29 protein-coding genes are annotated in these 24,495 nt (G+C 48.0%); 13 read left to right on the top strand and 16 right to left on the bottom strand.

The annotated features are described in order from the left end of the window. Window positions 1–22 precede the first annotated feature (22 nt). The 4 genes from ADH68_RS10060 (at window position 23) to ADH68_RS10045 (ending at window position 2,562) form a co-directional block, all read left to right on the top strand. A complete protein-coding gene (locus ADH68_RS10060; protein ID WP_068960920.1) occupies window positions 23–520 on the top strand; it encodes a CinA family protein in 498 nt (165 codons plus the stop codon). A 65-nt stretch (window positions 521–585) separates the two neighbouring features. Continuing rightward, window positions 586–1,143, top strand: a complete 558-nt coding sequence (gene hpt / locus ADH68_RS10055; protein ID WP_068960921.1) for a hypoxanthine phosphoribosyltransferase — start codon at window positions 586–588, stop codon at window positions 1,141–1,143. Window positions 1,144–1,408: 265 nt separating this feature from the next. Further along, window positions 1,409–1,993, top strand: a complete 585-nt coding sequence (locus tag ADH68_RS10050) for an adenylate kinase (protein ID WP_068960922.1) — start codon at window positions 1,409–1,411, stop codon at window positions 1,991–1,993. Beyond that, window positions 1,990–2,562 (top strand): hypothetical protein, encoded by a 573-nt coding sequence (locus ADH68_RS10045; protein ID WP_068960923.1) that lies wholly within the window; start codon window positions 1,990–1,992, stop codon window positions 2,560–2,562. Before ADH68_RS10050 ends, ADH68_RS10045 begins: the two co-directional genes overlap by 4 nt. Before the next feature lie 67 nt (window positions 2,563–2,629). Here the strand turns inward: ADH68_RS10045 and ADH68_RS10040 are convergent, their stop codons facing one another. Both ADH68_RS10040 and ADH68_RS10035 read right to left on the bottom strand, forming a co-directional pair. Then, window positions 2,630–3,193, bottom strand: a complete 564-nt coding sequence (locus ADH68_RS10040; protein ID WP_068960924.1) for a porin family protein — start codon at window positions 3,191–3,193, stop codon at window positions 2,630–2,632. Between the two features lie 32 nt (window positions 3,194–3,225). After that, window positions 3,226–3,498, bottom strand: a complete 273-nt coding sequence (locus ADH68_RS10035; RefSeq protein WP_068962068.1) for an HU family DNA-binding protein — start codon at window positions 3,496–3,498, stop codon at window positions 3,226–3,228. Window positions 3,499–3,749: 251 nt separating this feature from the next. Between ADH68_RS10035 and ADH68_RS10030 the strand changes: the two genes are divergently transcribed. The 4 genes from ADH68_RS10030 to ADH68_RS10015 are packed head-to-tail and all read left to right on the top strand — an operon-like array spanning window position 3,750 to window position 8,676. Further along, window positions 3,750–4,526 (top strand): rhomboid family intramembrane serine protease, encoded by a 777-nt coding sequence (locus tag ADH68_RS10030; protein ID WP_068960925.1) that lies wholly within the window; start codon window positions 3,750–3,752, stop codon window positions 4,524–4,526. A 13-nt stretch (window positions 4,527–4,539) separates the two neighbouring features. Next, window positions 4,540–5,349 carry a rhomboid family protein gene (locus ADH68_RS10025; RefSeq protein ID WP_157755889.1) on the top strand — a complete coding sequence of 270 codons (810 nt, stop codon included), beginning with the start codon at window positions 4,540–4,542 and terminating at the stop codon, window positions 5,347–5,349. After that, window positions 5,346–6,482, top strand: a complete 1,137-nt coding sequence (locus ADH68_RS10020; RefSeq protein WP_068960927.1) for an endonuclease/exonuclease/phosphatase family protein — start codon at window positions 5,346–5,348, stop codon at window positions 6,480–6,482. Before ADH68_RS10025 ends, ADH68_RS10020 begins: the two co-directional genes overlap by 4 nt. Window positions 6,483–6,507: 25 nt before the next feature. After that, window positions 6,508–8,676, top strand: a complete 2,169-nt coding sequence (locus ADH68_RS10015; RefSeq protein ID WP_232321342.1) for a M3 family metallopeptidase — start codon at window positions 6,508–6,510, stop codon at window positions 8,674–8,676. 100 nt (window positions 8,677–8,776) lie between these two features. On the opposite strand, the gene ADH68_RS13950 is transcribed toward ADH68_RS10015, so the two are convergent. From ADH68_RS13950 to ADH68_RS09960, 12 genes are all read right to left on the bottom strand, one after another. Beyond that, window positions 8,777–9,040, bottom strand: coding sequence for a hypothetical protein (locus tag ADH68_RS13950; protein ID WP_133165683.1), 264 nt, complete (start codon window positions 9,038–9,040; stop codon window positions 8,777–8,779). Between the two features lie 399 nt (window positions 9,041–9,439). Continuing rightward, window positions 9,440–10,507, bottom strand: coding sequence for a hypothetical protein (locus ADH68_RS10005; RefSeq protein WP_068960930.1), 1,068 nt, complete (start codon window positions 10,505–10,507; stop codon window positions 9,440–9,442). Between the two features lie 12 nt (window positions 10,508–10,519). Further along, a complete protein-coding gene (locus tag ADH68_RS14015; RefSeq protein ID WP_068960931.1) occupies window positions 10,520–10,717 on the bottom strand; it encodes a hypothetical protein in 198 nt (65 codons plus the stop codon). Between the two features lie 5 nt (window positions 10,718–10,722). Next, window positions 10,723–11,031: a hypothetical protein gene (locus tag ADH68_RS09995; RefSeq protein ID WP_068960932.1), complete on the bottom strand. Its 309-nt coding sequence runs from the start codon at window positions 11,029–11,031 to the stop codon at window positions 10,723–10,725. Between the two features lie 14 nt (window positions 11,032–11,045). After that, window positions 11,046–11,723, bottom strand: coding sequence for a hypothetical protein (locus tag ADH68_RS09990; protein ID WP_068960933.1), 678 nt, complete (start codon window positions 11,721–11,723; stop codon window positions 11,046–11,048). Beyond that, the gene (locus tag ADH68_RS09985) at window positions 11,720–12,574 is read right to left on the bottom strand and encodes a hypothetical protein (protein ID WP_068960934.1); all 855 of its coding nucleotides are present in this window, start codon (window positions 12,572–12,574) and stop codon (window positions 11,720–11,722) included. Before ADH68_RS09985 ends, ADH68_RS09990 begins: the two co-directional genes overlap by 4 nt. Then, window positions 12,571–13,128: a hypothetical protein gene (locus tag ADH68_RS09980; RefSeq protein ID WP_068960935.1), complete on the bottom strand. Its 558-nt coding sequence runs from the start codon at window positions 13,126–13,128 to the stop codon at window positions 12,571–12,573. Before ADH68_RS09980 ends, ADH68_RS09985 begins: the two co-directional genes overlap by 4 nt. 6 nt (window positions 13,129–13,134) lie before the next feature. Next, on the bottom strand, window positions 13,135–13,599 hold the full coding sequence (locus ADH68_RS09975) for a hypothetical protein (protein WP_068960936.1): 465 nt from the start codon (window positions 13,597–13,599) through the stop codon (window positions 13,135–13,137). Beyond that, window positions 13,596–13,772 (bottom strand): hypothetical protein, encoded by a 177-nt coding sequence (locus ADH68_RS13945; protein ID WP_157517405.1) that lies wholly within the window; start codon window positions 13,770–13,772, stop codon window positions 13,596–13,598. Before ADH68_RS13945 ends, ADH68_RS09975 begins: the two co-directional genes overlap by 4 nt. A gap of 3 nt (window positions 13,773–13,775) precedes the next feature. Beyond that, the gene (locus ADH68_RS13940) at window positions 13,776–14,708 is read right to left on the bottom strand and encodes a carboxypeptidase-like regulatory domain-containing protein (protein ID WP_068960937.1); all 933 of its coding nucleotides are present in this window, start codon (window positions 14,706–14,708) and stop codon (window positions 13,776–13,778) included. Window positions 14,709–14,710: 2 nt separating this feature from the next. Beyond that, entirely contained in the window at window positions 14,711–15,511 is an 801-nt protein-coding gene (locus ADH68_RS09965; RefSeq protein WP_068960938.1) for a TonB family protein, read from the bottom strand. A 4-nt stretch (window positions 15,512–15,515) separates the two neighbouring features. After that, window positions 15,516–16,139, bottom strand: coding sequence for a radical SAM protein (locus ADH68_RS09960; RefSeq protein ID WP_088294808.1), 624 nt, complete (start codon window positions 16,137–16,139; stop codon window positions 15,516–15,518). A 156-nt stretch (window positions 16,140–16,295) separates the two neighbouring features. Between ADH68_RS09960 and ADH68_RS09955 the strand changes: the two genes are divergently transcribed. Together ADH68_RS09955 and ADH68_RS09950 are read left to right on the top strand one after the other, a co-directional pair. Beyond that, on the top strand, window positions 16,296–17,192 hold the full coding sequence (locus tag ADH68_RS09955; RefSeq protein WP_068960939.1) for a GSCFA domain-containing protein: 897 nt from the start codon (window positions 16,296–16,298) through the stop codon (window positions 17,190–17,192). Between the two features lie 84 nt (window positions 17,193–17,276). Next, entirely contained in the window at window positions 17,277–18,335 is a 1,059-nt protein-coding gene (locus ADH68_RS09950) for a GNAT family N-acetyltransferase (RefSeq protein WP_068960940.1), read from the top strand. A 100-nt stretch (window positions 18,336–18,435) separates the two neighbouring features. Here the strand turns inward: ADH68_RS09950 and ADH68_RS09945 are convergent, their stop codons facing one another. Continuing rightward, on the bottom strand, window positions 18,436–18,861 hold the full coding sequence (locus tag ADH68_RS09945) for a DUF4293 domain-containing protein (protein WP_068960941.1): 426 nt from the start codon (window positions 18,859–18,861) through the stop codon (window positions 18,436–18,438). Between the two features lie 300 nt (window positions 18,862–19,161). On the opposite strand from ADH68_RS09945, the gene gdhA reads away from it, so the two are divergent. After that, window positions 19,162–20,499, top strand: a complete 1,338-nt coding sequence (gene gdhA, locus ADH68_RS09940) for an NADP-specific glutamate dehydrogenase (protein ID WP_068960942.1) — start codon at window positions 19,162–19,164, stop codon at window positions 20,497–20,499. Window positions 20,500–20,592: 93 nt separating this feature from the next. Here the strand turns inward: gdhA and ADH68_RS09935 are convergent, their stop codons facing one another. Continuing rightward, window positions 20,593–21,324 (bottom strand): C40 family peptidase, encoded by a 732-nt coding sequence (locus tag ADH68_RS09935; RefSeq protein WP_068960943.1) that lies wholly within the window; start codon window positions 21,322–21,324, stop codon window positions 20,593–20,595. 138 nt (window positions 21,325–21,462) lie between these two features. Between ADH68_RS09935 and ADH68_RS09930 the strand changes: the two genes are divergently transcribed. Then, entirely contained in the window at window positions 21,463–23,910 is a 2,448-nt protein-coding gene (locus tag ADH68_RS09930; RefSeq protein WP_068960944.1) for an endonuclease MutS2, read from the top strand. 113 nt (window positions 23,911–24,023) lie between these two features. Beyond that, a complete protein-coding gene (locus ADH68_RS09925) occupies window positions 24,024–24,488 on the top strand; it encodes a Fur family transcriptional regulator (RefSeq protein WP_068960945.1) in 465 nt (154 codons plus the stop codon). Window positions 24,489–24,495 lie beyond the last annotated feature (7 nt).

The following is a 24,495-nucleotide window of genomic DNA, read 5'->3' as shown; positions in this document are numbered from 1 at the left end:
TTCTTTAATTCACGCTACAGATATGAACGAGACCTCATACTTATCACCTGAAATAGAAGCAAAAGCTGTATTTGATATTCTTCAGCAACGCAACATCACTATTTCTACAGCAGAAAGCTGTACAGGAGGGAATATAGCCCACTATATCACCCTCATCTCCGGCAGTTCCGAGGTGTTTATGGGTGGCATCGTATCCTACAGCAACGATGTAAAGCACAGAGTGCTCGGAGTCAGTGAGTCTGCCCTCGCAACATATGGCGCAGTAAGCCGGCCTGTAGTCGAGCAGATGGCAGAAGGCGCATGCCGGGTATGCGCCACCGACTGTGCCGTAGCCACCTCCGGAATTGCAGGCCCCGGGGGAGCTGTTCCCGGTAAACCGGTAGGCACCGTGTGGATTGCCGCCCGTTGCCATGGCACTACAGAGTCACGTCTCTTCCATTTCTCCGGCAATCGCTCCGACATCATAAATCAGGCTACAGCCTGTGCCCTTTCATTGCTTCATAGTCTGATTCTCAAATAAAATCCGCACTCTGACGTTTCTATGCCGATTTTTTTTGTAATTTTGTCGAAACAATCATTTTCAAGATGGAAACAGTGACATATAACGGGCTGACATTCCAGCCCTATATTACCCACGAAACGATACAGCGCCGCATCGCAGAAATCGGGAAGGAAATAGGCCGGGAGTATGCCGGGAAATGTCCGCTTATACTCTGTGTGCTCACAGGTGCGTTCCCTTTTGCCTCCGATTTGTTCCGTTCGATAGGCATTGATGCGGAGATTGCGTTCATACGTCTGAAAAGCTACGAGGGCACCTCTACCACCGGCAATGTCAAGCAGGTGCTTGGTCTCACCGAAAATATCGAAGGCCGCCACGTGATTGTCGTGGAAGATATCGTAGATACCGGCCATACAATATGTAATCTTCTGAAAGACCTTAATGCGAAGAACCCCGCATCGATAAAAGTAGCGACCCTTCTGTTCAAGCCTCAGTCGGAACAATGTGGCGTCGTTCCCGACTATGTCGGTTTCGAGATACCTACAAAATTTATCATCGGATTCGGCCTCGACCTTGACGGCCTGGCCCGCAATCTTCGTGACATATATGTCATCTGCGACAAAGCAAATGACGCCAATGCTTAGAAACTTTTTAATTTATATGATACCGATTTTGAGAAGGATTGTCAGATGGATTTTTGCTTGTGATAAGGGAGTGTAGCCGTAGCGACATGACCGAAAAACAAACAAAAAGACGCCGACAAGACTCTCAAAAGCAAAGTAATATGAATTTTAAACAGTTTCTTAGACCGCTCCCATGCGGTATGGATGAATCTCACTGCTTGTAAACGCTACCTCGACCTATATTCATTTATATATATATTCCAATTTACCCAATCGTCATAAAGTTATGTTTAACATCGTCATATTCGGTGCCCCCGGGAGCGGCAAAGGCACCCAAAGCGACAAACTGATCGAAGAATACGGTCTTTATCACATATCAACCGGAGAAGTGCTACGCGACCACATCGCCCGCGGTACCGAACTCGGCAAAATTGCCGACAGCTATATATCCCAGGGACAGCTTATACCTGACGACCTGATGATAAAAGTGCTGGAGCATGTACTTGACAATACTCCTGAAGCCGAAAAAGGAGTGATATTCGATGGATTTCCCCGCACAATCCCGCAGGCAAAAGCACTTAAGGAGATGCTATCCCGACATGGCTCAAAAGTCCATGCCGTAGTAGGGTTGGAAGTCGATGACAAAGAACTCGTCGACCGACTGCTGAAACGCGGACAGATGTCGGGACGCAGCGATGACAATCTCGATACAATAACCCGACGCCTCAACGTATACCACTCCCAGACCTCCCCTCTGCGCGACTACTACAAGGAAGAGGGTAAGTACCATGCGATTCCCGGCTCGGGAGAAATTGACAGCATATTCTCTGACATCAAGACCCGGCTTGACGCCATTAAGGAAGATAAATGACAAAGGAAAATCCCATACAGTCAGCGGCGAAGGAAGTATACGACATGCTCCTTCGCCGTCAGGCTTTTGAAGCCATGCAGCTCGCCGACGAACTCACCGCCGACACAATGGCTCAGTGGCAACGCAACAATTCGCCACGACACGCCGATGACCTTTTGACCGCTGCATGCGCTTTGGCCGAGTCGCAGATAGCTGCCGGACGACTGAAGCAGGCCATAAATACCGCACTCAAAGCTATAGCCACCACTGCCCGCACCGAGGCCGGCAACGAACAGCGGATGATATGCTATCTGACAGCATGGAATGCTCTTGAGCAACTGCTCAACCTTACTATTCCCGATGACAGCCGACGCAATGCCGTAGCCGACGCCACACGCCATCTTGGCTCTCTGCTCTATCACTATTATTACGCCACAGGCCGCGACAACCCCGATTGCGCCGCTCTGCATGATGCATATGATGCTCTGAAAGTAATGTCCACTCTTGTAAAAATAGACTCGGACGCCGATACAACACAGACACTGCATCTGCTAATATCATCACTCGGAGCTGCAGATATCGCCGAATAAACATACCTTACATAAAGAGCCGGACTGCATAATGCAATCCGGCTCTTTATGTAGCGTATGAAGCGGCTTAGAAAAGCCATGCGGCTGTCACTGTCCAGAAACGATTCTTCCCATCAGCTCCATCAGGAGTCTCATAGGCTTTCGACAGGCCAAGGCCATAATTGCCGGCCAGCTGCAGATGCTTGAACAACTCTACACCAAGACCGAAATTCCACGAGAAATTGGATTTATTGTCATCAAGACCATCAACTTTGGTATGATGCACAAGATATGCCCACTCAGGACCGGTAGAGAGGAATGGCACGACAATACGGTTCACAACAGGAAAGCTGAAACGATACTTCAGGTTAACAGGGATAGCAACATAATCACTGTGGAAATTCTTACCGGCCTCACGACGCACATACATCAGCGATGCATCAAACGCAAAACCAAGCAGCGGCATATGGCCGTCAATCATCACACCTCCGGTAAATCCGGTACGGTTAGCAGTGTTTAACACATCCTTGTTGAAATGAAGCTCATTCACACAGATACCGACTTTCGGGCCAAATGAAATCTGGGCCGATGACGGCAGGGCAAATGCCAATGCGACAATGACAGTTGCAAGAATAGTTGATAGTCTCTTCATAAAATATATTTTATAAGTATTATGGTTTATTGTCAGCGTATACGTGTATCCATATCCGCACCACACTTGAAGCGAACAGCCCGACGGCCAGGAATTTCGATATGCTCGCCCGTGTGAGGATTATATCCGGCACGAGGCATCTTCTCTGATACAGAGAATGTGCCGAAGCCGGCCAGAGAAACCTTGCCGTCCATCTCAAGAACGTTGGTTATCGTATCGAAGCAGCAGTCAATAACCGCACGCACATCGTTACGCCCTACGCCGGTAATATCGGCCACCTTGGCTACAAGTTCGGTTTTATTCATGATGATGAGAGATCGATTTACGGTAAAAAAATATAGCGGAATATGCTTTATATACATAGCAGCTGTATTCAGGTCTAGACCTTTTATCGCACAAATTTACATTTAAAATTCATATTTCACGGCCTTTCTGTTAAATTTTGTCGAAATTTTCTTTAAAAATGCTGTATTAGGATGGCTGGATGTGGCATTCCGGCTATTTTTACGTAATTTTGCAAGTTGAAATTTTAATGAGAAATATTGTAATCTGACTTATGTTACGCAACGGCAACTCATTCTGGAGCGCCATGCCTCCGGTAACCAAAAATCTCATCATAATCAATGTAATCATATGGATTGCCATGATTGTGCTTCCCGCTTCCACTACCGGGAAAATACTCGATATCGGAGGGCTCCATTACTGGAAAGGCAACGACTTCCATGTGGCCCAGTTGTTTACATACATGTTTATGCATGATACCGGGAGCATCGCCCACCTGTTTTTCAACATGTTCACCCTGTTCATGTTCGGCATCACTCTCGAACGCGTGCTCGGGGGACCGCGCTATCTGTTCTACTATATCACATGTGGAGTAGGAGCCGCCATTATTCAGGAATTTACCTGGATGCTTACAGCCGAGAATATGGCTATAAAGATTCTGTCCAATGCATATGGAGTCGGATTCCCCGAAATGGCCGACGCAATAAATCGCGTCGATATGGGTTTCACGGTAGGCTCAGTGGGCGAAAGTCTTCAGACATTTTACAATCATTACCTGGTGACGATAGGCGCATCCGGCGCCATCTATGGTGTGCTGCTGGCCTTTGGAATGCTCTTTCCCAATCGTCCGCTATATCTTATGTTTATCCCCATCCCGATAAAGGCCAAATGGATGGTAATCGGCTACGGCATCATCGAATTGGGATTGGGCATCAGTTCAGCTACCGACGGCATCGCCCACTTCGCTCACCTTGGCGGCATGATATTCGGCGTGCTTCTTATTCTTTACTGGAAACATCAAGGTGTAATCCGCAGAAATGATTTCTATTAATCCGCTCACAACAATGTGGCACAACAGTTCTGCCACAGTACGGCTTATAATCGTCAACACCGGAATTTTCGCCTTAATCATACTCGGCCGGCTCGTCGCGTCTCTGTGCAATTCCGGTATAATGGTCGAGCTTATGCCCCTGATTGAGTGCCCCGACAGCATGCTTATGCTTGCCTCGCGCCCATGGACACTGCTCACCTACATGTTTGTGCACGCCGACCTGTTCCACCTCATCTTCAACATGCTGTGGCTCTACTGGTTTGGAAGCGTGTTCATGCTTACAGGCATCTCCAGGCAGATTTACTTCCTATATATTGCAGGAGGCATAGCCGGAGCGCTGATGTTTGTAGCCGTAGGCACAACTCCTCCATGGCACAGCTATGGTCTTCTCGCCGGTTCTTCGGCATCGGTCATGGCTGTCGTTACAGCCACTACAGTGCTCCACCCCGACTACCGGTGGAATATGATTATATTCGGAGAGGTGGCTCTAAAATGGGTCGCTGTGATAACCATCGTTATAGCAATGCTTGGCGATGGTAGCAGAATAGCCCATATCGGCGGTGCCTCTGCAGGAATAATATATGCAGTGGTGCTGACACGCGGTCGTGATCTTTCTGCCTTTCTCTCGCGTTATAACTGCCACAGAAAGAATGCTAAAAGCAGTACATCCGGCTTCAACAAGGCATCCGGGGGGAGCAGGACAAACGAAGAGCAGCTTGATGAAATCCTTGACAAAGTGCGCCGGTCGGGCTACGCATCTCTGTCCAGTTCCGAAAAAAAGAGACTGATTGATATATCCCGCCACACCAAAGATAATGTATGAATATAAATCCGATAAGTAGATTAATACGATTTGGCATCCTCGCTTTCGACATTCTCGTAGCGGCCGGACTGCTCTTATCCGCATATGGAGGTGCCATTGACCCCAACAAGTCAGTCTGGCCTCAAATATTCGGTATGACTTTCCCGGCATGGATTATACTCATGCTTGTAATGGTGCCCGTATCGTTTATCATATGGCGCAAATCGGCATTACTCCCGACAGCGGCTCTCCTAATAGCCATGCCGGCAATTCTTACAATATCACCCCTTCATATCGGGGGGGCGCTATCACAATCGGAGCGTGCCCGCAGTTTTTCAGTAATGACATATAATGTATACGGCTTTGTCGACCACGAGTTCGAGTCAGATGACTCCGGCGGAAAAGGAGCAAAAGAAAGCCGAAGCCTGCAACAGATTATCGACACTCAGCCCGATATCGTATGCATGCAGGAAGGATACAACCCAAACTACAGATTCAAGCTGCAGATGGATACCATCAACAAGATATATCCATATAGCAATTTCATACCCGAGGGCGGAGAGATTATATTTTCTAAATATCCTTTTAAAATCGTCCCTACTCCACAGCCCGCATGGCATACAGCCCATTATTCCGCATACGAACTTGATGTGGACGGGCATCCGCTGCTCGTTGTAAACTGCCATCTGCAATCAATCGGACTGACACCCGACGACAAAGCGCTATATCGCGAACTTACCGACAAACGTATCGAATCCCCTACCCGCTCTGAACTCTCAAAGGTAAAAAACAGCATCCTGTCAAAACTCGCGGTTGCATTCAAGCTACGCGCCGAACAGGCACGACACATCCGACAGTTCCTTGAGGAGCATCCGGGCAACGCGATTCTTGTCGGTGACTTCAATGACGTGCAGGGCAACTACGCCTACCGGAGCATCTGCAGCGCCGGAATGCGCGACGCCTATGCCGATAGCGGATTCGGTCCGACCATCACATATATCGACAACAGATTCTATTTCCATATCGACCAGATATTCTACCGCGGCGACATGCGCGCCGTCGATATAGTGCGGGGCGATATAAAAAGTTCCGACCACTATCCGATGACTGCCACATTCGTATGGAATGCTCCTGATATCTCTCACACCGACTAATTCACCAATCAATATCATAAATATTTTGAACCGTTTATTAACTACCCTCGCATCAGCCGCTATTGTGGCCGGATGCGCCTTGACAAGCAATCATGCCATGGCCCAGCAACGTCAGAATCCGTTTCTGGTAAAGTATGACACTCCCTACCAGATTCCGCCGTTCGACCGCATCACTGTCGCCGACTACCTCCCCGCTCTGAAGGCAGGAATAGCCGAACAGCAGAAGGCTGTCGACGCAATCGTCAACAATCCCGAAGCACCGACTTTCTCCAACACAATTGTGGCTCTTGACCACAGCGGTCCGATTCTTGAGAAAGTATGCATGGTATTCTTTAATCTCGACGAGTCAAACTCGACTCCTGAGATGACGGCTGTAGGCGAAGAGTTTTATCCACTCTATTCGGCCCACACCGATGAGATTTCCATGAATCCCGGACTGTTCAGGCGCATAAAGACTCTCTACGACAACCGTACATCGGCCGGCTATACACGTCCGCAGATGCTCGCCGTTGAAAAAGCATACAAAGATATGGTGCGCAGCGGAGCTCTCCTCGATGCCGAAAAGCAGGAACAGCTAAAAACCATCAACACAACTCTCGCCGATCTCTATCTGAAATTCAATAAGAATCTACTCTCAGCTACCAACGAATTCTCAATCGTGGTCGATGACAGCAAGGAGCTGGCAGGACTTCCCGCTACAAGCGTTGCCGTAGCAAAAGCAGAGGCCGAAAAACGGGGTCTTGGCGAAGGAAAGTGGGTGTTCACTCTCCATGCCCCATCACGCCTCCCCCTACTCCAGTATGCCGACTCACGCTCACTGCGTGAGAAGATGTACAAAGGCTACACTACTCTCGCCTCTTCAGGAAAGTACAACAACTATCCCATAATCGCCGAAATCGTAAAGGCACGCACACGCAAGGCCAACCTGCTCGGATATAAGAACTATGCCGATTACATGACAGAGAATGTCATGGCCAAGAACGTGAAAAATGCCGAAGACCTCCTCATGCAGATCTGGAAACCGGCTACCTCCCGTGTGGCCGAGGAAGTAGCTGAGATGCAGGCTCTCGCCAACAAAGAGGGACACCAGATCACCATCGAACCCTGGGACTACTATTACTACGCCGAAAAGGTGCGTAAAGCCAAATACGCTCTTGACGAAGACGAGGTGCGCCAGTATTTCCATGTCGACAGTGTGCGCAAAGGCATATTCACCATGGCCAACAGACTGTATGGTGTCACATTCACCGAAATGCCCGACGCTCCCAAGTACGACCCCGAAGTTACTGTATATGATGTGCGCGACGCCGACAACAATCATGTGGCAGTATTCATGACCGACTATTTCACCCGCTCCTCCAAGCGACAGGGAGCATGGATGAGTGAGTTCAAGGGCTCATGGGTAGGAGATAACGGCGAGGTAGAGCGCCCCGTCATCTTCAACGTCTGCAACTTCACCCATCCTACCGGCGACTCTCCCTCGCTGCTCACAATCGACGAGGTCGAGACCATGTTCCACGAATTCGGCCACGGCCTCCACGGCATGCTCTCACGCGCCAAGTATAAGAGCCAGGCAGGTACCAATGTCGACCGCGACTTCGTAGAACTCCCCTCGCAGATTCACGAGCACTGGGCCATGGAACCGGAACTTCTGCGCCAATTCGCCCGCAACTACAAGACCGGCGAAGTAATACCCGACGTTCTTATCGAGAAGCTACAGAAAGCATCGACCCACAACCAGGGCTTCACTACCACCGAACTCGCCGGAGCCGCTCTGCTCGACCTTGAATGGGGCAAACTCACCTCGGCCGACGATATAGATGTCGAAGGCTTTGAGAAGGCTGTAGCCGCCAAGCTCGGAATGCCACGCGAGGTACAGTACCGCTACCGTTCTCCCTACTTCAAGCATGTATTCGGCAGCGACGGATATGCTTCGGGATATTATACATATCTTTGGGCCGAAGTGCTCGACACCGACGGCTTTGAACTCTTCAAGGAGCGCGGCATATTCGACCCCGCCACAGCCAAGGCTTTCCGTGAGAATGTGCTCGAAATGGGTGGCTCGGAGGATCCGATGCAGCTATACATCAACTTCCGTGGCCGCAAGCCCGACGCAAATGCCCTGCTCCGCAACCGCGGACTTATTCCAGAGGACAATAAAAACATTCCTGTGAAATCGGCCGAAGGAAAATAATACATCGGATTCATTAATCTATAGTATAGGCGGCATGCTGTCATCTCAACAGATAGCATGCCGCCGTTATTTATAGCCTGTTCGACACTCATGCCCTCACTTACCCGATTCCATTTTTATCTTTGTCTCGACGGAATAGCTGATAGCCAAAGAAAGCCAATCCAAATGTCGGAAGTAAAGTAAACGTGCCGATTGTCAGAATGAGATAACCAAACAATTCAATATCCGCATAAGTCTCTTTGGAAATCCAAGCATAAAGCGGGGTACTAATGAAAAACGATACCCAAAAGATTGCAGATAGAATCAAAAGAGAAATCACCTCATATATAATTCCAAATACCGCCCAATGCTTTCCGTCTGCCATAAGCCATGTCATAAGACCGCTTATCATGCACGAACCTACTATAATTAGTTTAAACCCCAACATGCTTGAGCCGAACAACAAGTCGACGATTTCCATCAGCAATACTGAATACAATATGCAGAATCCCTCAAATATCAAAAAGCGTTTATCCGTCAGTCTCATAAGTAAGTGGTAAAAATCATTTGGCGATTAGTATTATGACGTAAATCCACAAAATCGTTGTGACTGTCCAAGACCTGATTGTCCATTCTCTTTGTACCTTTTGTGGTAACTTGAGAAACTCCGAATAGTAGTGCCGAGTCTTTCTGTTATTAAAAACCGCATGAATAATAGCTCCGTAAATGGAGATAATTGCCCACCCCTATCGCGAACGTCACACGAATTAGATTTTTCATAATATCAATCATTTGAAACCCACAGTTCAGTCATTTCCTTATAATATGTCTGCATTGCCGGATTGTCAAGTCGGGCGATGGCTTCGTCGATGATTTTGCGAGATTGTGGAGTATATGTATAATAGAATCCAAGCGGTCTTGTCAAGGTCATTGATTTGTAGTCACGATTATCGTAAACCCACTTCAAGACCTTTTCAGGCTGTGGCAAGAATACATATTTGAAAAAATGATAAACGAATGATTCATAGGAAGCCGCATCAACCCGATTTCCCAAATCGTTCCATCGGTCAAGCACATGCTTATCGGAATAAGGATAGCGGGTCAGTGAGAGTATCTCATTCATTAGTTTCCATTCCTTCTTACTGTCTGAACCACGCCTTAATCTAAACACTCCATCTTCATATCCGTCTTCCATAGTTATGTCGATTTTACCGTTCGGCTCTATGTTACAAGTCATTGATGCCATTTGAGAGTAGGTGGTTGTGTCCTTGTCGGTATTGACGTTATGTTCTATTTCTTTGTATTCATGGTTATAAGTAAACTCATGGTCTCCAATAAAATACACTAAAGTATGATCGACGGAGACTAACTCTGTAGAGTCCGTCAGATTATAAGCTAATTCCGACTTATCCCAATCGTTACCTGCGAACATTGCGTCAATCAGATGCCCGTCAGTATCGTATGTGGCAATATACACATCTTCGGCATCGCTGAAAAGATATTTGTATTGACATAGGATTACATTATCGTTTATTTGACGGACTGCTACAAGATATGCCGATGCGGTATCCGACGGGGCAAAATCAGGAGTGATTATGCCTCTTAGTAATGAACACTGCTCATGAGTGGTGAGGAGAAAATCACGGTCAGATGGGGCCGGCAAAGAATCATTTTTAGCGATAAACGATTCATATTCTATGCCGAGTTTTCTTAAGAACTCAAAAGACCTGTTGTCATCTATCGCTGCAATCGAGTCATGAGGGCTATCATTCGATGCCGACGCTGATCCTTTGCCCCTGCACGAGACACACAAGATCAATATGGCTGTAATTATCAAAAGTATATGTTTCATATTCTAAACACTTTATGACAATAAATCCGTTAAATGAGGTTGATATTTACTGCCTCCGGCGATGTCAGCCAATTGCTTGGCACTCCATTTTTGCCTGTCTGAAAAGAGAGTTGACAGGCTGTTCTCTTGCAATGCAAACAAAAGGTCGAGATATGATTGCGGATCCTTGGCAATATAATTTACAATGCGGTTATCGTCCGCCCAGTCCATTTCGACTATCTCCCCGGTCGCTTTATGAATTGTAAGCGGAAAAGCCTCTCTCCATCCAAAAAAATAAATAGCTCTGTATCTTTCAATTCATCGGACCGATTGAAACTGAAAATCATTATTGTCAGCTTGGAGACATCATAATTTGACATCAAGTCTATAATAGCATTTTCCGGCTCAACATTCGTGTGAATACTCTTATTGCCAATGAATAGTTCGTCCAGATAGATTTGGGCGAAACCTTCAGGCAATTTCGTGAACTTACTTTCATCAGGAGTTATCTCCCTTATGGCGGTTACAAATCCGGCTGCTGTCATATCTTTCTCAACTTTTACTTGATATTTCTGAAATGGTAGTTGAATTTCAGGTTGTCATGGTCAATAAGTGACTCGCCTAACATAACTCTATCATAAGCTAGGATAGTATCGTTCCATGGAAAATTGCAATAGCTGATATAGACATCTTTACCTTTGATGCTGTCAATAGTGAGAGCAGCATCCTCGGCTCTAATATGTATACTCTCAATATGTTCCGCTTTACTGTTATAAATTCTAAGGTCGGCGTAGGAGCCAAATGCACCCTGGTCAAAAATAACCAACTCTGCCTGACCGCCATCAAAACTGATAGATTCGACTCGTTGTGGAACATCATGACTGTCACCGCTAAATAGAGCAGCCGCAAACACGAACATTCCTATTTGAATAAAGGGTAGAAACATCTTTAGATGATACAGAATGTCATTATCGTTTACAGGTGCAGTCTTCCGTTTCCCCTTTTGGTAATAACCTGCATCCTTGGGAAAGTTGTATTTTATGATAATGCCGACATCCGGCACCAGTTTCAATATCTTTGAAGCACATACCGACCCGAGAACCGCCATCGCTGCAAAAAACGCAAACAACCACCAATTCAAGCCCGTTCCAAGCATTACGCCAGCGCCCAAAGCCCCAACAAATGACATTATCAATGCAATACTAAGCAAAAATGATTTACTACCTGTCAGTTTCATTGCTTGCCCCCTTTCAGCTTTTCAAAGAAAGTTCTGACTTCTTTGGGTGTGAGATTGCCGACAGAATCTATGGGATAAGGCAATTCGATGATTCCGTTATTGATAATAGTAACCCGCAGACTGTCGCCATCAAGACGGTCAATAGTATTATAATTTATAGAATCCTCATAATTAATACTATAGGAATCATAATTTATTTCGGCGAAGTTGTCCGGGAAAACGAATGTCCCATGATAATAATCCCTGAACAAAGGTTGAGCTTGATATATGCTATCAATCAACTCGGTTATATCTTCCGCATATTGATGATATTTTATGGAGTCAAGCGGCAAAACCCATGAAACCTGAGCACCTCCACTGTTTAACCCATAAAAACAGCCCCTCAGAGTATCGACTTTGAAACAGTCCATCTTTCCATTGTCATAATCATTTATTCTAACAGATTTAGCCATAGGTCGAATAAATAGACCTTCTTTTTTACCTAAGGCATAGTGTGGCGCGGCCATCATTAAACCGCGTGTGTGATAGAGAACGTAATCACCATCTTCTGCATCTATATTATGTCTTCCGACATAAAAGAGCAATGGTAATACAAGAATTGCCGGTATAGCTGAAAGCCAGAAATCTATTCTTAACCACCATTTCAGTAGTTTTGGTTTTTCAAGCCCACGGCTGAGTGGAAGGGCAAGTAATCCGAGAATATAGCCGCCAACCATCAGCCAGTTAAGCAAATTCCATCGCCATATCAGTCCATTATTCGTGACAGCAAGCATTATGTAGATAATTGGCAGGAGCGCGAGTTGCACCCACACCATCCAAAGTACTATCTTATATCGGAGAGAGGTTTTCATATCTTGGCTCTTGGAATTAATGTGATTGATTCAAGTTTGGCGATATTGGTTGATATCAGCTTGATAGTCAGCCTTACATCGTACTGTTCAGGAAGTAGCTTTACATTTGGGTAGTTGTTGAGATTGTAACTTCTCCAAAAAGGAGTTCCGTTATAACGGAAACACACCTCATCTATTCGATTTGTTGAATATCCATTTAGAGAAGTTACTAAGGTTGTTGGAACGATGGACTGCGCCTTTATATTCCAATAGCTAAAGAGAGCAAAGAAAACTAAAAGTCCACCAATGGCAATAGATTTCAGATACTTCCCGTATTGGGATTTCCACGAGAGAACAAAACAACCGATTGCAACAAGCCATACGGCAATCATCAGGAAATCATATATCCGACTGGAGATAAGAAATCCTCTTGAAATCCATAACACTGCACCCATAAGCACTATAATCGCCCAAAGAGAATAGTCAACCGTCCGAGTACGAACAGCCTTATATATCTCCATACCAACGGCATAGACTATGACGGCAATGAATATGTATCTCAAAACATCTTCCATGGCGATTTAGAAGGGAATATAGCCGTTACCATTAGGCAGTTTATGCTTGTAAAGTGATGCAGTTCTTAATGTGGACACAGACGTGTCATTAAATACGAATTGTCTGTTATGAGTGTTTATCTCGATCCTATCTAATGATGATGAAAAATTCTCAGGCAATGGGGCTATTATAAACACTTTAGATGTATCTGAGGCAAAGACTCCTACATAATCATCTGATGAACGGATTTCGTTTTTCATTATTTCAAATTTTGTTGGCTCTAACTCTATTAGGCAGTAAGGACCGCCAACGATTTGTTTGTCTATTATATATCCTTCGATAGAATATTCTACCCTTGCAAAGTATCCATCTTGTTCTTTTTTGAAATTCTGAGTGAAATATGAGAATACCCCAAAGAAGCAAATTATAACAGTCAAGACACATGCCAATCCGCACAATATCCATAATGACATTTTTATAGCTCTCTTCATCGCTTTCCTCCTTTCCGATTGATGAGCCAGAGAAGTCCGCCCCAAAACAGCACGTTTGCACTGACCAGCAGGATATTGGTCAGTGTGTCGGGGGAGTCGAAACAGAATATCAGGCTGAACATGAATAAGAACATGACCACCGCCGATGCTATGAATTTGCCAATCTTATCCATAGGCTATTTCTTTTTGTGTTTGAACTTGATGGTTTTCTTGGCGTTGCGTTTGGGGTACTTGACCTTTATTATCACAGGGTCGTCGTAACCCTCAGCTTCGATGCGGAGTGTGGCTTCTTTTAATGGCTTGTCATCTTTGTCTTGGAGTGCCAAGTCATAATCCCAATAAATGCGGCATGGATGATTCTCGTCAAAGTACTTTGGATTAAGATATTCGTAATCCTCCTCTCCGTCCTCATCAATCCATATTCTCGAAATGTCTAAATTATCACTATCCATCAGATTGCCATGCTCGTCTATCACATTGAGGTCGAGATAATGATTCTCTTCTTGTCTTGCATCCAATACTACAACTTCTCCCATAAATGCTTGGTACGGAACAAGTGTGATTTCCACATTTCTCATATCCTCGGTCACGACAATCGTTTGCGGTTCATAACCGACATATTCCACTTCCAATGTATCACCGATACAGGCGGGCAGTCCGAAATGGCCTTCCAAATCTGCTATGGCTCCTAATGCTGTGCGATTGTTTGATATCGTCGCTCCGATTAACGGCTCTTTTGATATGCCGCCGTCCGGCAACGTGTCACCACTCAGCACTATGCCTTTGACTGTGATTGTATCTGTCACTGCCGGTATGCTCCCTTTCAGAAAGTCTTGACGCTCCTGTTGCATCTGTGCCTCCGTGCTGATAGGCATTAGCATGGCGAGGGATGCCGCCGAGATACCGGCGATAGCTACGGCTTTACCCATGCGCTGACGCGAGCGGAGCTGCTGCTCAAGGTAGCGCACCTCGGCCTCGCACTTGGGGCATGTGCCGAGGCAGTCGCCCTTATAGCGACATTCCGAAGTGGCGAACTCGATGCCGTTTGCCTCGGCTATCTGCCGACGTATCTCTTTAAGTATCTTGCAGGTCTGCTTTCCTCGTGCCATAGTCAATATCGGTTAGGGTCAAAACTTATTGGCAAATTCATATATACATTAACTTTCCTGCCCTCATGTTGTCCCGGAATGAAATCAGGGAACAGCCTCACGACTCTCAAGACTTCTCTATCAAGAGCGGAATCCAGACCTCGGACTATCTGTGGGTCACATACATGGCCTAATGTGTCAACATAAAACCTTACTCTGACACTTCCTTGAAAACAACCAACTGTTTCTTTCGGATATTTGAGATTGTCACCAATGAACTTCAACAATGCAGCCTGCCCTCCCGGAAACTCCGGCATTTGCTCCACTACATTATATATTTTGACTTCATCAGTGTCATCTTCCGGTTCCATTGCGATATCGCCTTGTATTACTATGAACTCGGAGGCGTTGCTAATCTCGCCTTCTTTGGCACCGTTAATTTCAGGTGTCAAACATGAAATTGAATCTTCAAACAAGGGCATTTCGCCTTCATCAGTATCTTCTACTTCTTCAATCATTTCGGGCGATTCAATAAATACGCCAAGAAGATCATCATTGTTCTGATTTTTTGTTGATGTGCCGCTGCACCCCGACATGAGAATCATTCCTGCCGAGATACCGGCGAGGGCTACGGCTTTTCCGGCGAGGGAGCGGGCGCGGAGCTGCTGCTCAAGGTAGCGCACCTCGGCTTCGCATTTGGGGCATGTGCCGAGGCAGTCGCCCTTATAGCGACATTCCGATGTGGCGAACTCGATGCCGTTTGCCTCGGCTATCTGCCGACGTATCTCTTTCAATATCTTGCAGGTCTGCTTTCCTCGTGCCATAGTGTCAGTGTTTGCGGATTTGGTAGGTGAATAAATCGAATCGGATGAAGCCGAGGGCTTCAAGAGCCTTGCGGCTGTTCTCACGGTCAGCATCGGTGTTGTAGCCGGGTATCAGCGGTATGCGGACTATGCAGTCGCTTTGCCGTCCGGATTCCGCTATCAGACGGAGATTTTCGATAACAAGAGCGTTGCTCTGAGCCGTGTAGTCGCGGTAAATGTCGGGGTTTATGTCCTTGATGTCGATAATCAGGGTGTTGGCCACCGGGAGCAACGCCTTGATGTTGGCAACCGGCACATTGAGCGATGTTTCAAGATTGAGCTGCCACTCCGGACCGCACAACCCACGGAACTCACTGATAAACTGCGGGCGCAGACAAGGTTCTCCGCCGCCGAAAGTCACGCCGCCATTTGTGGCGATGAAATAAAGCTCGTCAATGCGGGTCTCGGCATATAGCTGATCCGGCGAATATTCTCGGAAACGTCCGCCGTCGCCTAACGACTGCGGGTTAAGACAATATCGGCAACGGAGCGGACAGCCGTGAAAAGCCACGAGCGTAGTCACGCCATCACCGTCAGTCGAGAGGCGATGCCGCGCAATGCCTATAATCCTTGCCCGCTGCTGTGCCATATTCCTCATCATTCCAAAGATATAAATAAAAGTTTGATTTACCATATTATATGTTCTTAAACAGTTTCTTAACCTTCGGTCCACTTTGAGTTTGACGGAAGATTGACTAACTTTGTAGCCGATGCCGATGTTTAGAGCATAAAACGGTTTGATAATATGAATACAGAATTTCGCACCATAGTACAGCCGCTTAAAGGATATCAGGGGCTTGTAAGCCACGAGCAGCCTGTAGTAATGCTCGGTTCATGCTTTACCGACAATGTAGGAGGCTGTCTGCTTGGAGGAGGATTCCCCGCATGTGTCAACCCATGCGGCACGCTTTACAATCCGGCAAGTATCGCATCGGCACTGCTCGACATTCTATATGAACGTCCCTACACTCGCGACGACCTATTTCAGCACGAAGGACTGTGGCATAGCTGGAGCCATCACTCCCGTTTCTCCGGGCCCGACCCCGACGCAGTGGTCGAGCATATCAATAAGTCGCAGGCCGAGGCGTCGGAAGCTCTGTCGAAGGCATCGGCATTATTCATCACCTTCGGCACATCATGGATTTTCCGTCTTACCGAAGAGGGACGCGTGGTAGCCAACTGCCACAAAAAGCCGGCTACACTCTTTCAGCGCGAAATGCTCAACACCCAGAAAGTCTATGGTCTGTGGAAAAAAATGCTCCGTGAGCTACAGGCACGCTATCCGGCCCTGAAGACTGTGTTCACCGTAAGCCCCATACGCCATCTCGCCGACGGCGCACACGGCAACCAGGCAAGCAAATCGACACTGCTGCTTGCAATCGACCAGCTGACACAAGAGTTCAAGGACACATCGCTATACTTTCCCGCCTACGAGATAATGATGGACGACCTGCGCGACTATAGGTTTTATGCCGCCGACATGCTGCATCCATCGCCCGTAGCCGTCGCATACATCTACGACAAGTTCTGCGAATCCTTCATGACACAGGCTACAGTGATGAAAGCGCTCCAGGCCGAACGCGAAGCCCGTCGCGCTGCCCATCGCCCGCTTCATCCCACTTCGCCGGCCAATCCTGAATAAGCCACCCTAAATTGTGAATTTCTAAACCACACATGCCCCCTGAATGTTTATGGATAAACACCAACAACTGTTTATTCACAAACTATGAGTACCAAGGACAATGTAAGGGAAATCTGGAGCGAATGTTTCGATGATACGCCGCAGTGGATTGATATGTTCTTCTCGGAAGTATATCGCGACGACGAAGCCGTAACATTGTGTCGCGACAAGCGCACCGTAAGCGCGCTTATGCTTCAGCAATACTCGATGAACTTCCACGGCTGCAATATCCAGGCCGGATATATATGTAGCGCCGCCACTCTCACACCATATCGCGGAGATGGATGCATGACCGAACTAATGTCGCAGGCCCTGCGCCAGAGCTACAAACGTGGCGACGTGGTCTGCACACTCATTCCGGCCAATGACGGACTATATCGGTTCTATGAAAATCTCGGATTCTCGCCGGCGTTTCACATCAATCTTGAACGCTACTCGTCAGCCCACACCTTCACCACCTCCGGACAATACACCGCCACCGACGCATCATCGACCGACGGAGCCTACACCCTGTTTCAGGAGATGATGATGCAACGCCCCTGTTGCATACAGCACTCACGCGAACAGTGGCAGCACATACTCAAGGACATCTCTATCGACGGCGGCTGCGCATACATATTGTCGGATGCAGATGGAAACGGTGCAGCCATTGTATTTGCCGTACCGGTCGACAACACTTCAGTACGCATCACTGACATTCTGGCACGAGACTCCGACGCCCGACTCGGCGCCCTCTCGCTGATTAGAAAGAAGTATTGCAATCTCCCGATTGAGGTATACGGATATTTCGATGCGCCACAAGGCACAGATACCCCCAGAGGAAGTATGCGTATAATAAATGTGTATATGCTGTTGCGGTCGCTTGCCGCAAGCTACCCCGAACTCAAGGCCAATATAAAAGTATACGACCCGATTCTCGGTCAGAACAGCCACATATACACCATCGACCGTGGATTTGCTGTAATCAACGACGGCTACATGGGTGCCCTCGACTACGATGTCGACATCGAAGTACTAACCTCCATGGTATTCGGCAACGATGTCACACGCAAGATTCTCGACTTCCCGGCCACTCGTCCGTTCATCTCCCTCATGCTCGACTGAGCCATATACAAAACCCTCCATAAAAAGTCGTCTCAGCCCATATGAATAGACTGAGACGATTTTTATTCTATGGATTATAATGTTATTCCGAACTTGTATCTTAGCGTATGCGGTCGTAGCTTTTAAGAAGCCGTTCGTCGGCACGCATGCGCCGGTTGGCCCATATGAAAAATATCACAGCCACAACAGGCAGACCAATCGTCCAGCGCCAGGCCACCGTCCCGGCTTCCACAACCTGGTCAAGCGACATAACGGCGGCCACAGTGAGTGCAAGTGACACAAGCGACATGAATGCGGCAATCATAGCCACACGCTTCTGCATTTTAAGATTATTGAACAGGAAAATGTCGATAAACGCCACCAGCGCCGTAGCGCAGTTAAGAATGAAAAGAGGAATGCAGTCAAGAGAGTGCCAGCACACCATCCCGTCGGTAACGCCTATGCATACTGTACCAAGAAATGCAAACAGTCCCATGGCTATAGCGCCAATAAGCAGAAACACGCTCTGCCAACGTTGTATTACCATAATATATGAGCTTGTTTAATAATTGTAGAAGTTAATATCTCATTTTTTGTCTGAACAAAATTACTCAACTTTCACAGAATATGCAACATTATGACAAATTGTTGCGACAGTTTAAGCATTTTGCAACCAAAAGGCGTCCATACACCATCCGGCAAGCGTTTTTATGTCCTTAAACATAAAAAAATCACGCTGTCTTTATAGCTAAATGTCAGAATTAACTGTTATATTTGTGTGTCACATGACAACAGAACTCACAACATAAACAGAATTCAAGTTTATCAATCAAAAAAAGTTTTTGATATGGATATCAACAATATCATCACATCTCTCGAGGCAAAGCATCCCGGAGAGAAAGAGTATCTGCAGGCAGTGCGTGAAGTGCTTCTGAGCGTAGCCGACGTATACAACCAGCACCCCGAGTTTGAGAAAGCAAAAATAATCGAACGAATGGTCGAACCCGACCGCATTGTCACATTCCGCGTCACATGGATTGACGACAAAGGCGAAGTGCAGACAAATATCGGCTATCGCGTACAGTTCAACAACGCCATAGGCCCGTATAAAGGCGGCATCCGATTCCACGCGTCTGTAACCCTCTCCATACTTAAATTCCTCGGATTCGAGCAGACATTCAAAAACGCCCTTACAACCCTGCCGATGGGTGGAGCGAAAGGCGGCTCCGACTTCTCGCCACGCGGCAAGAGCGACCGTGAGATAATGCGCTTCTGCCAGGCATTCATGCTTGGCCTTTGGAAGAATGTAGGCCCCGACCGCGACGTACCCGCCGGCGATATCGGCGTAGGAGGCCGTGAGGTCGGATACATGTACGGAATGTACAAGAAACTCGTTGAGGAACACAACGGCACATTCACCGGAAAAGGGCTCGACTTCGGTGGCTCGCGCATCCGTCCCGAAGCAACCGGATTCGGAGCTATCTATTTCGTAAACAATATGCTCGCACTGCGCAACGAGACCATAGCAGGCAAGACCGTGGCCATATCCGGCTTCGGAAATGTAGCATGGGGCGCAGCCCTTAAGGCAAGCGAACTCGGAGCAAAGGTTGTCACAATCTCCGGCCCCGACGGATACGTCTACGACCCTGCCGGCATATCAGGCGAGAAGATTGAATACATGCTCGAACTCCGCGCCTCAGGCAACGACATCGTAGAGCCCTATGTTGAAAAATTCCCTGAAGCCAAGTTCTTCCCCGGACGCAAGCCATGGGAGCAGAAAGTCGACATAGCACTACCATGTGCCACACAGAACGAGCTCGACGGCGACGACGCACGCATGCTTGTCGACAACGGCGTGGAAATGGTGGCCGAGGTCAGCAACATGGGCTGTACCCCCGAGGCCATCGACCACTTCATCGAGACCCACACCATCTATGCCCCCGGCAAGGCTGTAAATGCCGGAGGTGTCGCTACCTCCGGACTCGAAATGAGCCAAAATGCAATGCACCTGCAATGGAGCGCCAAAGAAGTCGACGAAAAACTCCACTACATCATGGACAACATCCACGAGCAGTGTGTGAAATACGGCACACAGCCCGACGGCTACATCAACTACATGAAGGGCGCCAACATCGCAGGCTTCATGAAGGTAGCCCACGCCATGATGGGACAAGGCATCATCTGATAGCAATCAATCGACAATAGTCATCAAATCAAGGGCTGTTTCGTGTGAAGAAACAGCCCTTATTTCATTATGGCAGATACAATATCATCCCGCTCAGTCAAGAAACGATGAATAAATCGAATCGATACGCGCCTCGACTTCCTGATTCATATTAAAGCGCAGCGGGTCTGTCTCCATCCGTTGAGGAGCAGGCGTCGACGGATTTACCTCAGGTTCTGCAACCGGTGTCGTAGGCGGAGCCACCTGTTTCTCTTTCTTATTCTTGTTATTGTTGCGATGCTTATCCGATGAGCGCCCGACATGTCCCGACGAATGGTATGTGCTCGCATAATAACGCTCACCCATATTGCTTATTATAACACCCTTGCTCCCCGAGGCATGTACAATCTTTCCGTCACCGACATACATTCCAACATGCGATACACGGTTCTTATCACGCCCGGTACTGAAAAACACAAGGTCGCCAATCATTAGCGCACCCTTGGATATCGACTTGCAGAACTGCTGCTGCTCACGCGATGACCGAGGAATCTTTATGCCAAGAGCCTTGCGGTAGACCTCCATTGTAAGCCCCGAACAATCGGTACCGTTATAGTCGCTTCCTCCATAGCGGTAGGGAGTACCGAGCCATGTAAGAGCTTCATCTACAAGTTTCTTATCCTCACCCTGCATTTTTCGGGTATCCGGACGGCTACGGTCAAGACCTCCGGCCGTGGTAGAAACAGACTCATTGCCCCGCACCACCCTGCGCGAGGAGCGACATCCGGCAAGCGACAACACAGCCGCGACAACACATATATATGATATAAGGCGAATAGATTTCATGTGTGGATAATGTGATATAAAATAGACACCTTCCTTTACACAAAATTAATTATTCCCACACATTCACATGTAGTAACTTTCCCTAAAAAATGCAAATAGCATCTCATTTTGCAAATTCTTGCTAATTTTGCAGAAGCTATGATTTATCCCGACACTTTTGAACACAAGATAGGCTTCGCCACACTGCGCGAATGGGTGGCCGAACGCTGCATATCGACACTCGGACAGCGCCATACCCAGGAGATGACGTTCTCGTCTGATTTCCCGACTGTACTCCATTGGCTCAGCTCCACATCCGAAATGCTGTCAATACTTAACAGCGACGAGGAGTTCCCCCTCGGAAGCGTGCGCGACGTAAGCGAGGTACTCACCCACGCCCGCGTGCCTGGCACATTCATTACCGCTCCTGAACTGCTCGACGTACGCTCGTCGCTGGCAGTCATGTCTGACCTCGCGGTATTCTTCAACGCCCATCGCCATGATAACGGCCATTCCGACTATCCACATCTTGATGAAACCGGGATAAAAATAGCCTCGTTCCCACTCACCGTAAAATCGATTGACAGAATAATCGACCGGTTCGGCAACATTCGCGACAACGCCTCTCCCGAGTTGCGCGAGATACGCTCGCAACTGTCATCCACATCCGGAGCCATAGCCTCCATGATGAGACGCGTCATGTCGAATGCAGTCGAGGCCGGATATATCGAAAGCGACGTTACACCATCTATGCGCGACGGACGTCTCGTCATCCCTGTACCCCCGATGTACAAACGCCGTATTTCAGGTATAGTCCACGACGAATCGGCCTCCGGAAAGACCGTATACATCGAGCCGGCTGAGATAGTCGAGGCCAACAACCGTGTGCGCGAGCTCCAGATGGAGGAGCGCCGCGAAATAACCCGAATACTAACTGTACTCACCGACGAATTGCGTCCTGATATACCGCAGATAATCGAATCGCTCGACATCGTAGGCTATCTCGATTTCATCCAGGCCAAGGCCCGTCTCGCCCGCGATATCGATGCACACATGCCCGCGCTGACCGAGAAACCCGAAATGGAATGGTACCATGCCACCCATCCCGTACTGCTGATGTCTCTGCGACGACAGTCAAAAGAGATTGTACCCCTCGACATAACCCTCACCCGCGATTCACGCATACTCATAATATCCGGTCCAAATGCGGGAGGAAAATCCGTATGCCTTAAGACTGTAGGTATTGTGCAGTACATGCTGCAATGCGGTCTGCTTCCACCGGTCTATGAAAACTCCCACATGGGCATATTCGCCGACATATTCATAGATATAGGCGACGACCAGTCAATCGAGGACGACCTGTCAACCTACAGCTCTCACCTCCGCAACATGAAGTATTTCCTCCAACGCGGCGACGCATCTACCCTCGTTCTGATTGATGAATTTGGAGGCGGAACAGAGCCGCAGATAGGCGGTGCCATCGCCCAGGCCGTATTGAGCCAGTTCAACGACCGCCACATGTGGGGTGTAATAACCACACATTACCAGAATCTCAAGCACTTCGCAGAAGACACCGACGGACTCGTCAACGGCTCAATGCTCTACGACCGTCATCTCATGCAACCGATGTTCAAGCTCTCAATCGGCAATCCCGGCAGTTCGTTTGCCATTGAAATAGCACGCAAGATTGGACTCCCCGAGACTATCATTACCGATGCCGAGAAAATAGTCGGAAGCGATTACATCAACCTCGACAAGTATCTACTCGACATCGCCCGCGACAAGCGCTACTGGGAAAACAAGAGAATGGCCATTCGCCAGAAAGAGAAAAAAATAGAAAGCCGCCTCGCACAATATGAGGAAGACGCCGAACAACTGCGCGAGAAACGTCGCGAAATTCTGGCCGAAGCCAAGGAAGAAGCCCGAAAGATACTCGACGGTAGTAACGCAGCCATCGAACGCACCATCCACGAGATAAAGCGCGCCCAGGCCGAGAAAGAATCCACACTCGAAGCACGACGCCGACTCCGTGAGGAAAAAGAAGGACTGCTCCACACCGGCGGCAAAGAGAATGCATTGCTAAAAAAAGCGCCCAAACGGCGAAAAGAGAGCGGAAAAACACGACAGGCCGCAGACAACGAGCCCGTACGCGTTGACGACAACGTACGTCTCGACGGCCAGGGAACAGTAGGCAAAGTGCTTGCCATAAACGGGAAGAAAGCCACAGTGGCATTCGGTATGTTACAGACCGAGGTACCCGTAAATCGTCTGCGACGCACCATAGCCCAACCCTCCTCCGGCATGAAATCGGGAGCATCGCTCGTCGGTGCCACATCCGACGCACAACGGCAGCGACAGCTCGACTTCAAACAGGAAATCGACGTGCGCGGAATGCGCGTAGACGAAGCCGTACAGGCCGTAACATACTACATCGACGATGCCATACGATTCAATGCCGAGCGTGTGCGAATACTTCATGGCACAGGCACGGGAGCACTCCGACAGTACATACGACAGTATCTCGACACAATCCACGGCGTACGCAGCTACCACGACGAGCACATACAGTTTGGAGGAGCGGGAATAACCGTAGTCGAACTGCGTTGAGCCACCATTGGTCAACACACTCTGTATATCCCACAGCATGCTATAAGTCATGACCAATCGGGCATTTACAAAAATTTGGTAAAAGCTAAGGATTTAAGTATCTTTGCATCGCAATGGTCGACGACAAGACACGAAATGCCGCGCACGCAGCGTTAACAGCCTACCTCTCAGCAAAGAAACTGCGGCGCACTCCCGAACGCTTTGCCATACTCGACAAAGTGTGCGAGATGTCACACCATTTCGACATCGACGAGCTATATAGTGCTATTGAGGCCGACGGATACCATGTAAGCCGTGCTACAATCTACAACACTATCGACCTGCTCACCGATGCCGCGATAGTGCGGTGCCACCGTTTCGGGTCAAATCCGGCTCAATACGAATTGACCGGAATATCCAACCACCTCCACCTCATCTGCACACAGTGCGGCAAAGTGAAGGAAGTGAAAGACCCCGAGCTTGCGGCATTTGTTGATGGAAGACACTACTCCGCATTCCATTCTTCGTACTTCCGTCTGTATATCCATGGCATATGCGCGGCGTGTACCCGCCGCAACCGCAGAAAAAAGAAACAATAACACTACA

It is taken from the genome of Muribaculum intestinale, assembly GCF_002201515.1.
In the GTDB taxonomy this organism is placed as follows: domain Bacteria; phylum Bacteroidota; class Bacteroidia; order Bacteroidales; family Muribaculaceae; genus Muribaculum; species Muribaculum intestinale.
The sequence above is the reverse complement of the archived record's forward strand: the minus strand, read 5'-3'. Positions and strand labels throughout refer to the sequence as shown.

Bases quoted from the DNA above. Each gene is read 5' to 3' on its own strand.
- ADH68_RS10005 (WP_068960930.1), bottom strand. From the start codon at position 10,507: ATGAAACATATACTTTTGATAATTACAGCCATATTGATCTTGTGTGTC.
- ADH68_RS10020 (WP_068960927.1), top strand. From the start codon at position 5,346: ATGAATATAAATCCGATAAGTAGATTAATACGATTTGGCATCCTCGCT.
- gdhA (WP_068960942.1), top strand. From the start codon at position 19,162: ATGGATATCAACAATATCATCACATCTCTCGAGGCAAAGCATCCCGGA.
- ADH68_RS10060 (WP_068960920.1), top strand. From the start codon at position 23: ATGAACGAGACCTCATACTTATCACCTGAAATAGAAGCAAAAGCTGTA.
- ADH68_RS13940 (WP_068960937.1), bottom strand. From the start codon at position 14,708: ATGGCACGAGGAAAGCAGACCTGCAAGATACTTAAAGAGATACGTCGG.
- ADH68_RS13950 (WP_133165683.1), bottom strand. From the start codon at position 9,040: ATGGCAGACGGAAAGCATTGGGCGGTATTTGGAATTATATATGAGGTG.
- ADH68_RS09995 (WP_068960932.1), bottom strand. From the start codon at position 11,031: ATGACAGCAGCCGGATTTGTAACCGCCATAAGGGAGATAACTCCTGAT.
- ADH68_RS10050 (WP_068960922.1), top strand. From the start codon at position 1,409: ATGTTTAACATCGTCATATTCGGTGCCCCCGGGAGCGGCAAAGGCACC.
- ADH68_RS10025 (WP_157755889.1), top strand. From the start codon at position 4,540: ATGTGGCACAACAGTTCTGCCACAGTACGGCTTATAATCGTCAACACC.
- hpt (WP_068960921.1), top strand. From the start codon at position 586: ATGGAAACAGTGACATATAACGGGCTGACATTCCAGCCCTATATTACC.
- ADH68_RS14015 (WP_068960931.1), bottom strand. From the start codon at position 10,717: ATGGACTGGGCGGACGATAACCGCATTGTAAATTATATTGCCAAGGAT.
- ADH68_RS13945 (WP_157517405.1), bottom strand. From the start codon at position 13,772: ATGGATAAGATTGGCAAATTCATAGCATCGGCGGTGGTCATGTTCTTA.
- ADH68_RS09935 (WP_068960943.1), bottom strand. From the start codon at position 21,324: ATGAAATCTATTCGCCTTATATCATATATATGTGTTGTCGCGGCTGTG.
- ADH68_RS09975 (WP_068960936.1), bottom strand. From the start codon at position 13,599: ATGAAGAGAGCTATAAAAATGTCATTATGGATATTGTGCGGATTGGCA.
- ADH68_RS10035 (WP_068962068.1), bottom strand. From the start codon at position 3,498: ATGAATAAAACCGAACTTGTAGCCAAGGTGGCCGATATTACCGGCGTA.
- ADH68_RS09990 (WP_068960933.1), bottom strand. From the start codon at position 11,723: ATGAAACTGACAGGTAGTAAATCATTTTTGCTTAGTATTGCATTGATA.
- ADH68_RS09945 (WP_068960941.1), bottom strand. From the start codon at position 18,861: ATGGTAATACAACGTTGGCAGAGCGTGTTTCTGCTTATTGGCGCTATA.
- ADH68_RS09925 (WP_068960945.1), top strand. From the start codon at position 24,024: ATGGTCGACGACAAGACACGAAATGCCGCGCACGCAGCGTTAACAGCC.
- ADH68_RS10045 (WP_068960923.1), top strand. From the start codon at position 1,990: ATGACAAAGGAAAATCCCATACAGTCAGCGGCGAAGGAAGTATACGAC.
- ADH68_RS09960 (WP_088294808.1), bottom strand. From the start codon at position 16,139: ATGGCACAGCAGCGGGCAAGGATTATAGGCATTGCGCGGCATCGCCTC.
- ADH68_RS09930 (WP_068960944.1), top strand. From the start codon at position 21,463: ATGATTTATCCCGACACTTTTGAACACAAGATAGGCTTCGCCACACTG.
- ADH68_RS10030 (WP_068960925.1), top strand. From the start codon at position 3,750: ATGTTACGCAACGGCAACTCATTCTGGAGCGCCATGCCTCCGGTAACC.
- ADH68_RS09965 (WP_068960938.1), bottom strand. From the start codon at position 15,511: ATGGCACGAGGAAAGCAGACCTGCAAGATATTGAAAGAGATACGTCGG.
- ADH68_RS10040 (WP_068960924.1), bottom strand. From the start codon at position 3,193: ATGAAGAGACTATCAACTATTCTTGCAACTGTCATTGTCGCATTGGCA.
- ADH68_RS09955 (WP_068960939.1), top strand. From the start codon at position 16,296: ATGAATACAGAATTTCGCACCATAGTACAGCCGCTTAAAGGATATCAG.
- ADH68_RS09950 (WP_068960940.1), top strand. From the start codon at position 17,277: ATGAGTACCAAGGACAATGTAAGGGAAATCTGGAGCGAATGTTTCGAT.
- ADH68_RS09985 (WP_068960934.1), bottom strand. From the start codon at position 12,574: ATGAAAACCTCTCTCCGATATAAGATAGTACTTTGGATGGTGTGGGTG.
- ADH68_RS09980 (WP_068960935.1), bottom strand. From the start codon at position 13,128: ATGGAAGATGTTTTGAGATACATATTCATTGCCGTCATAGTCTATGCC.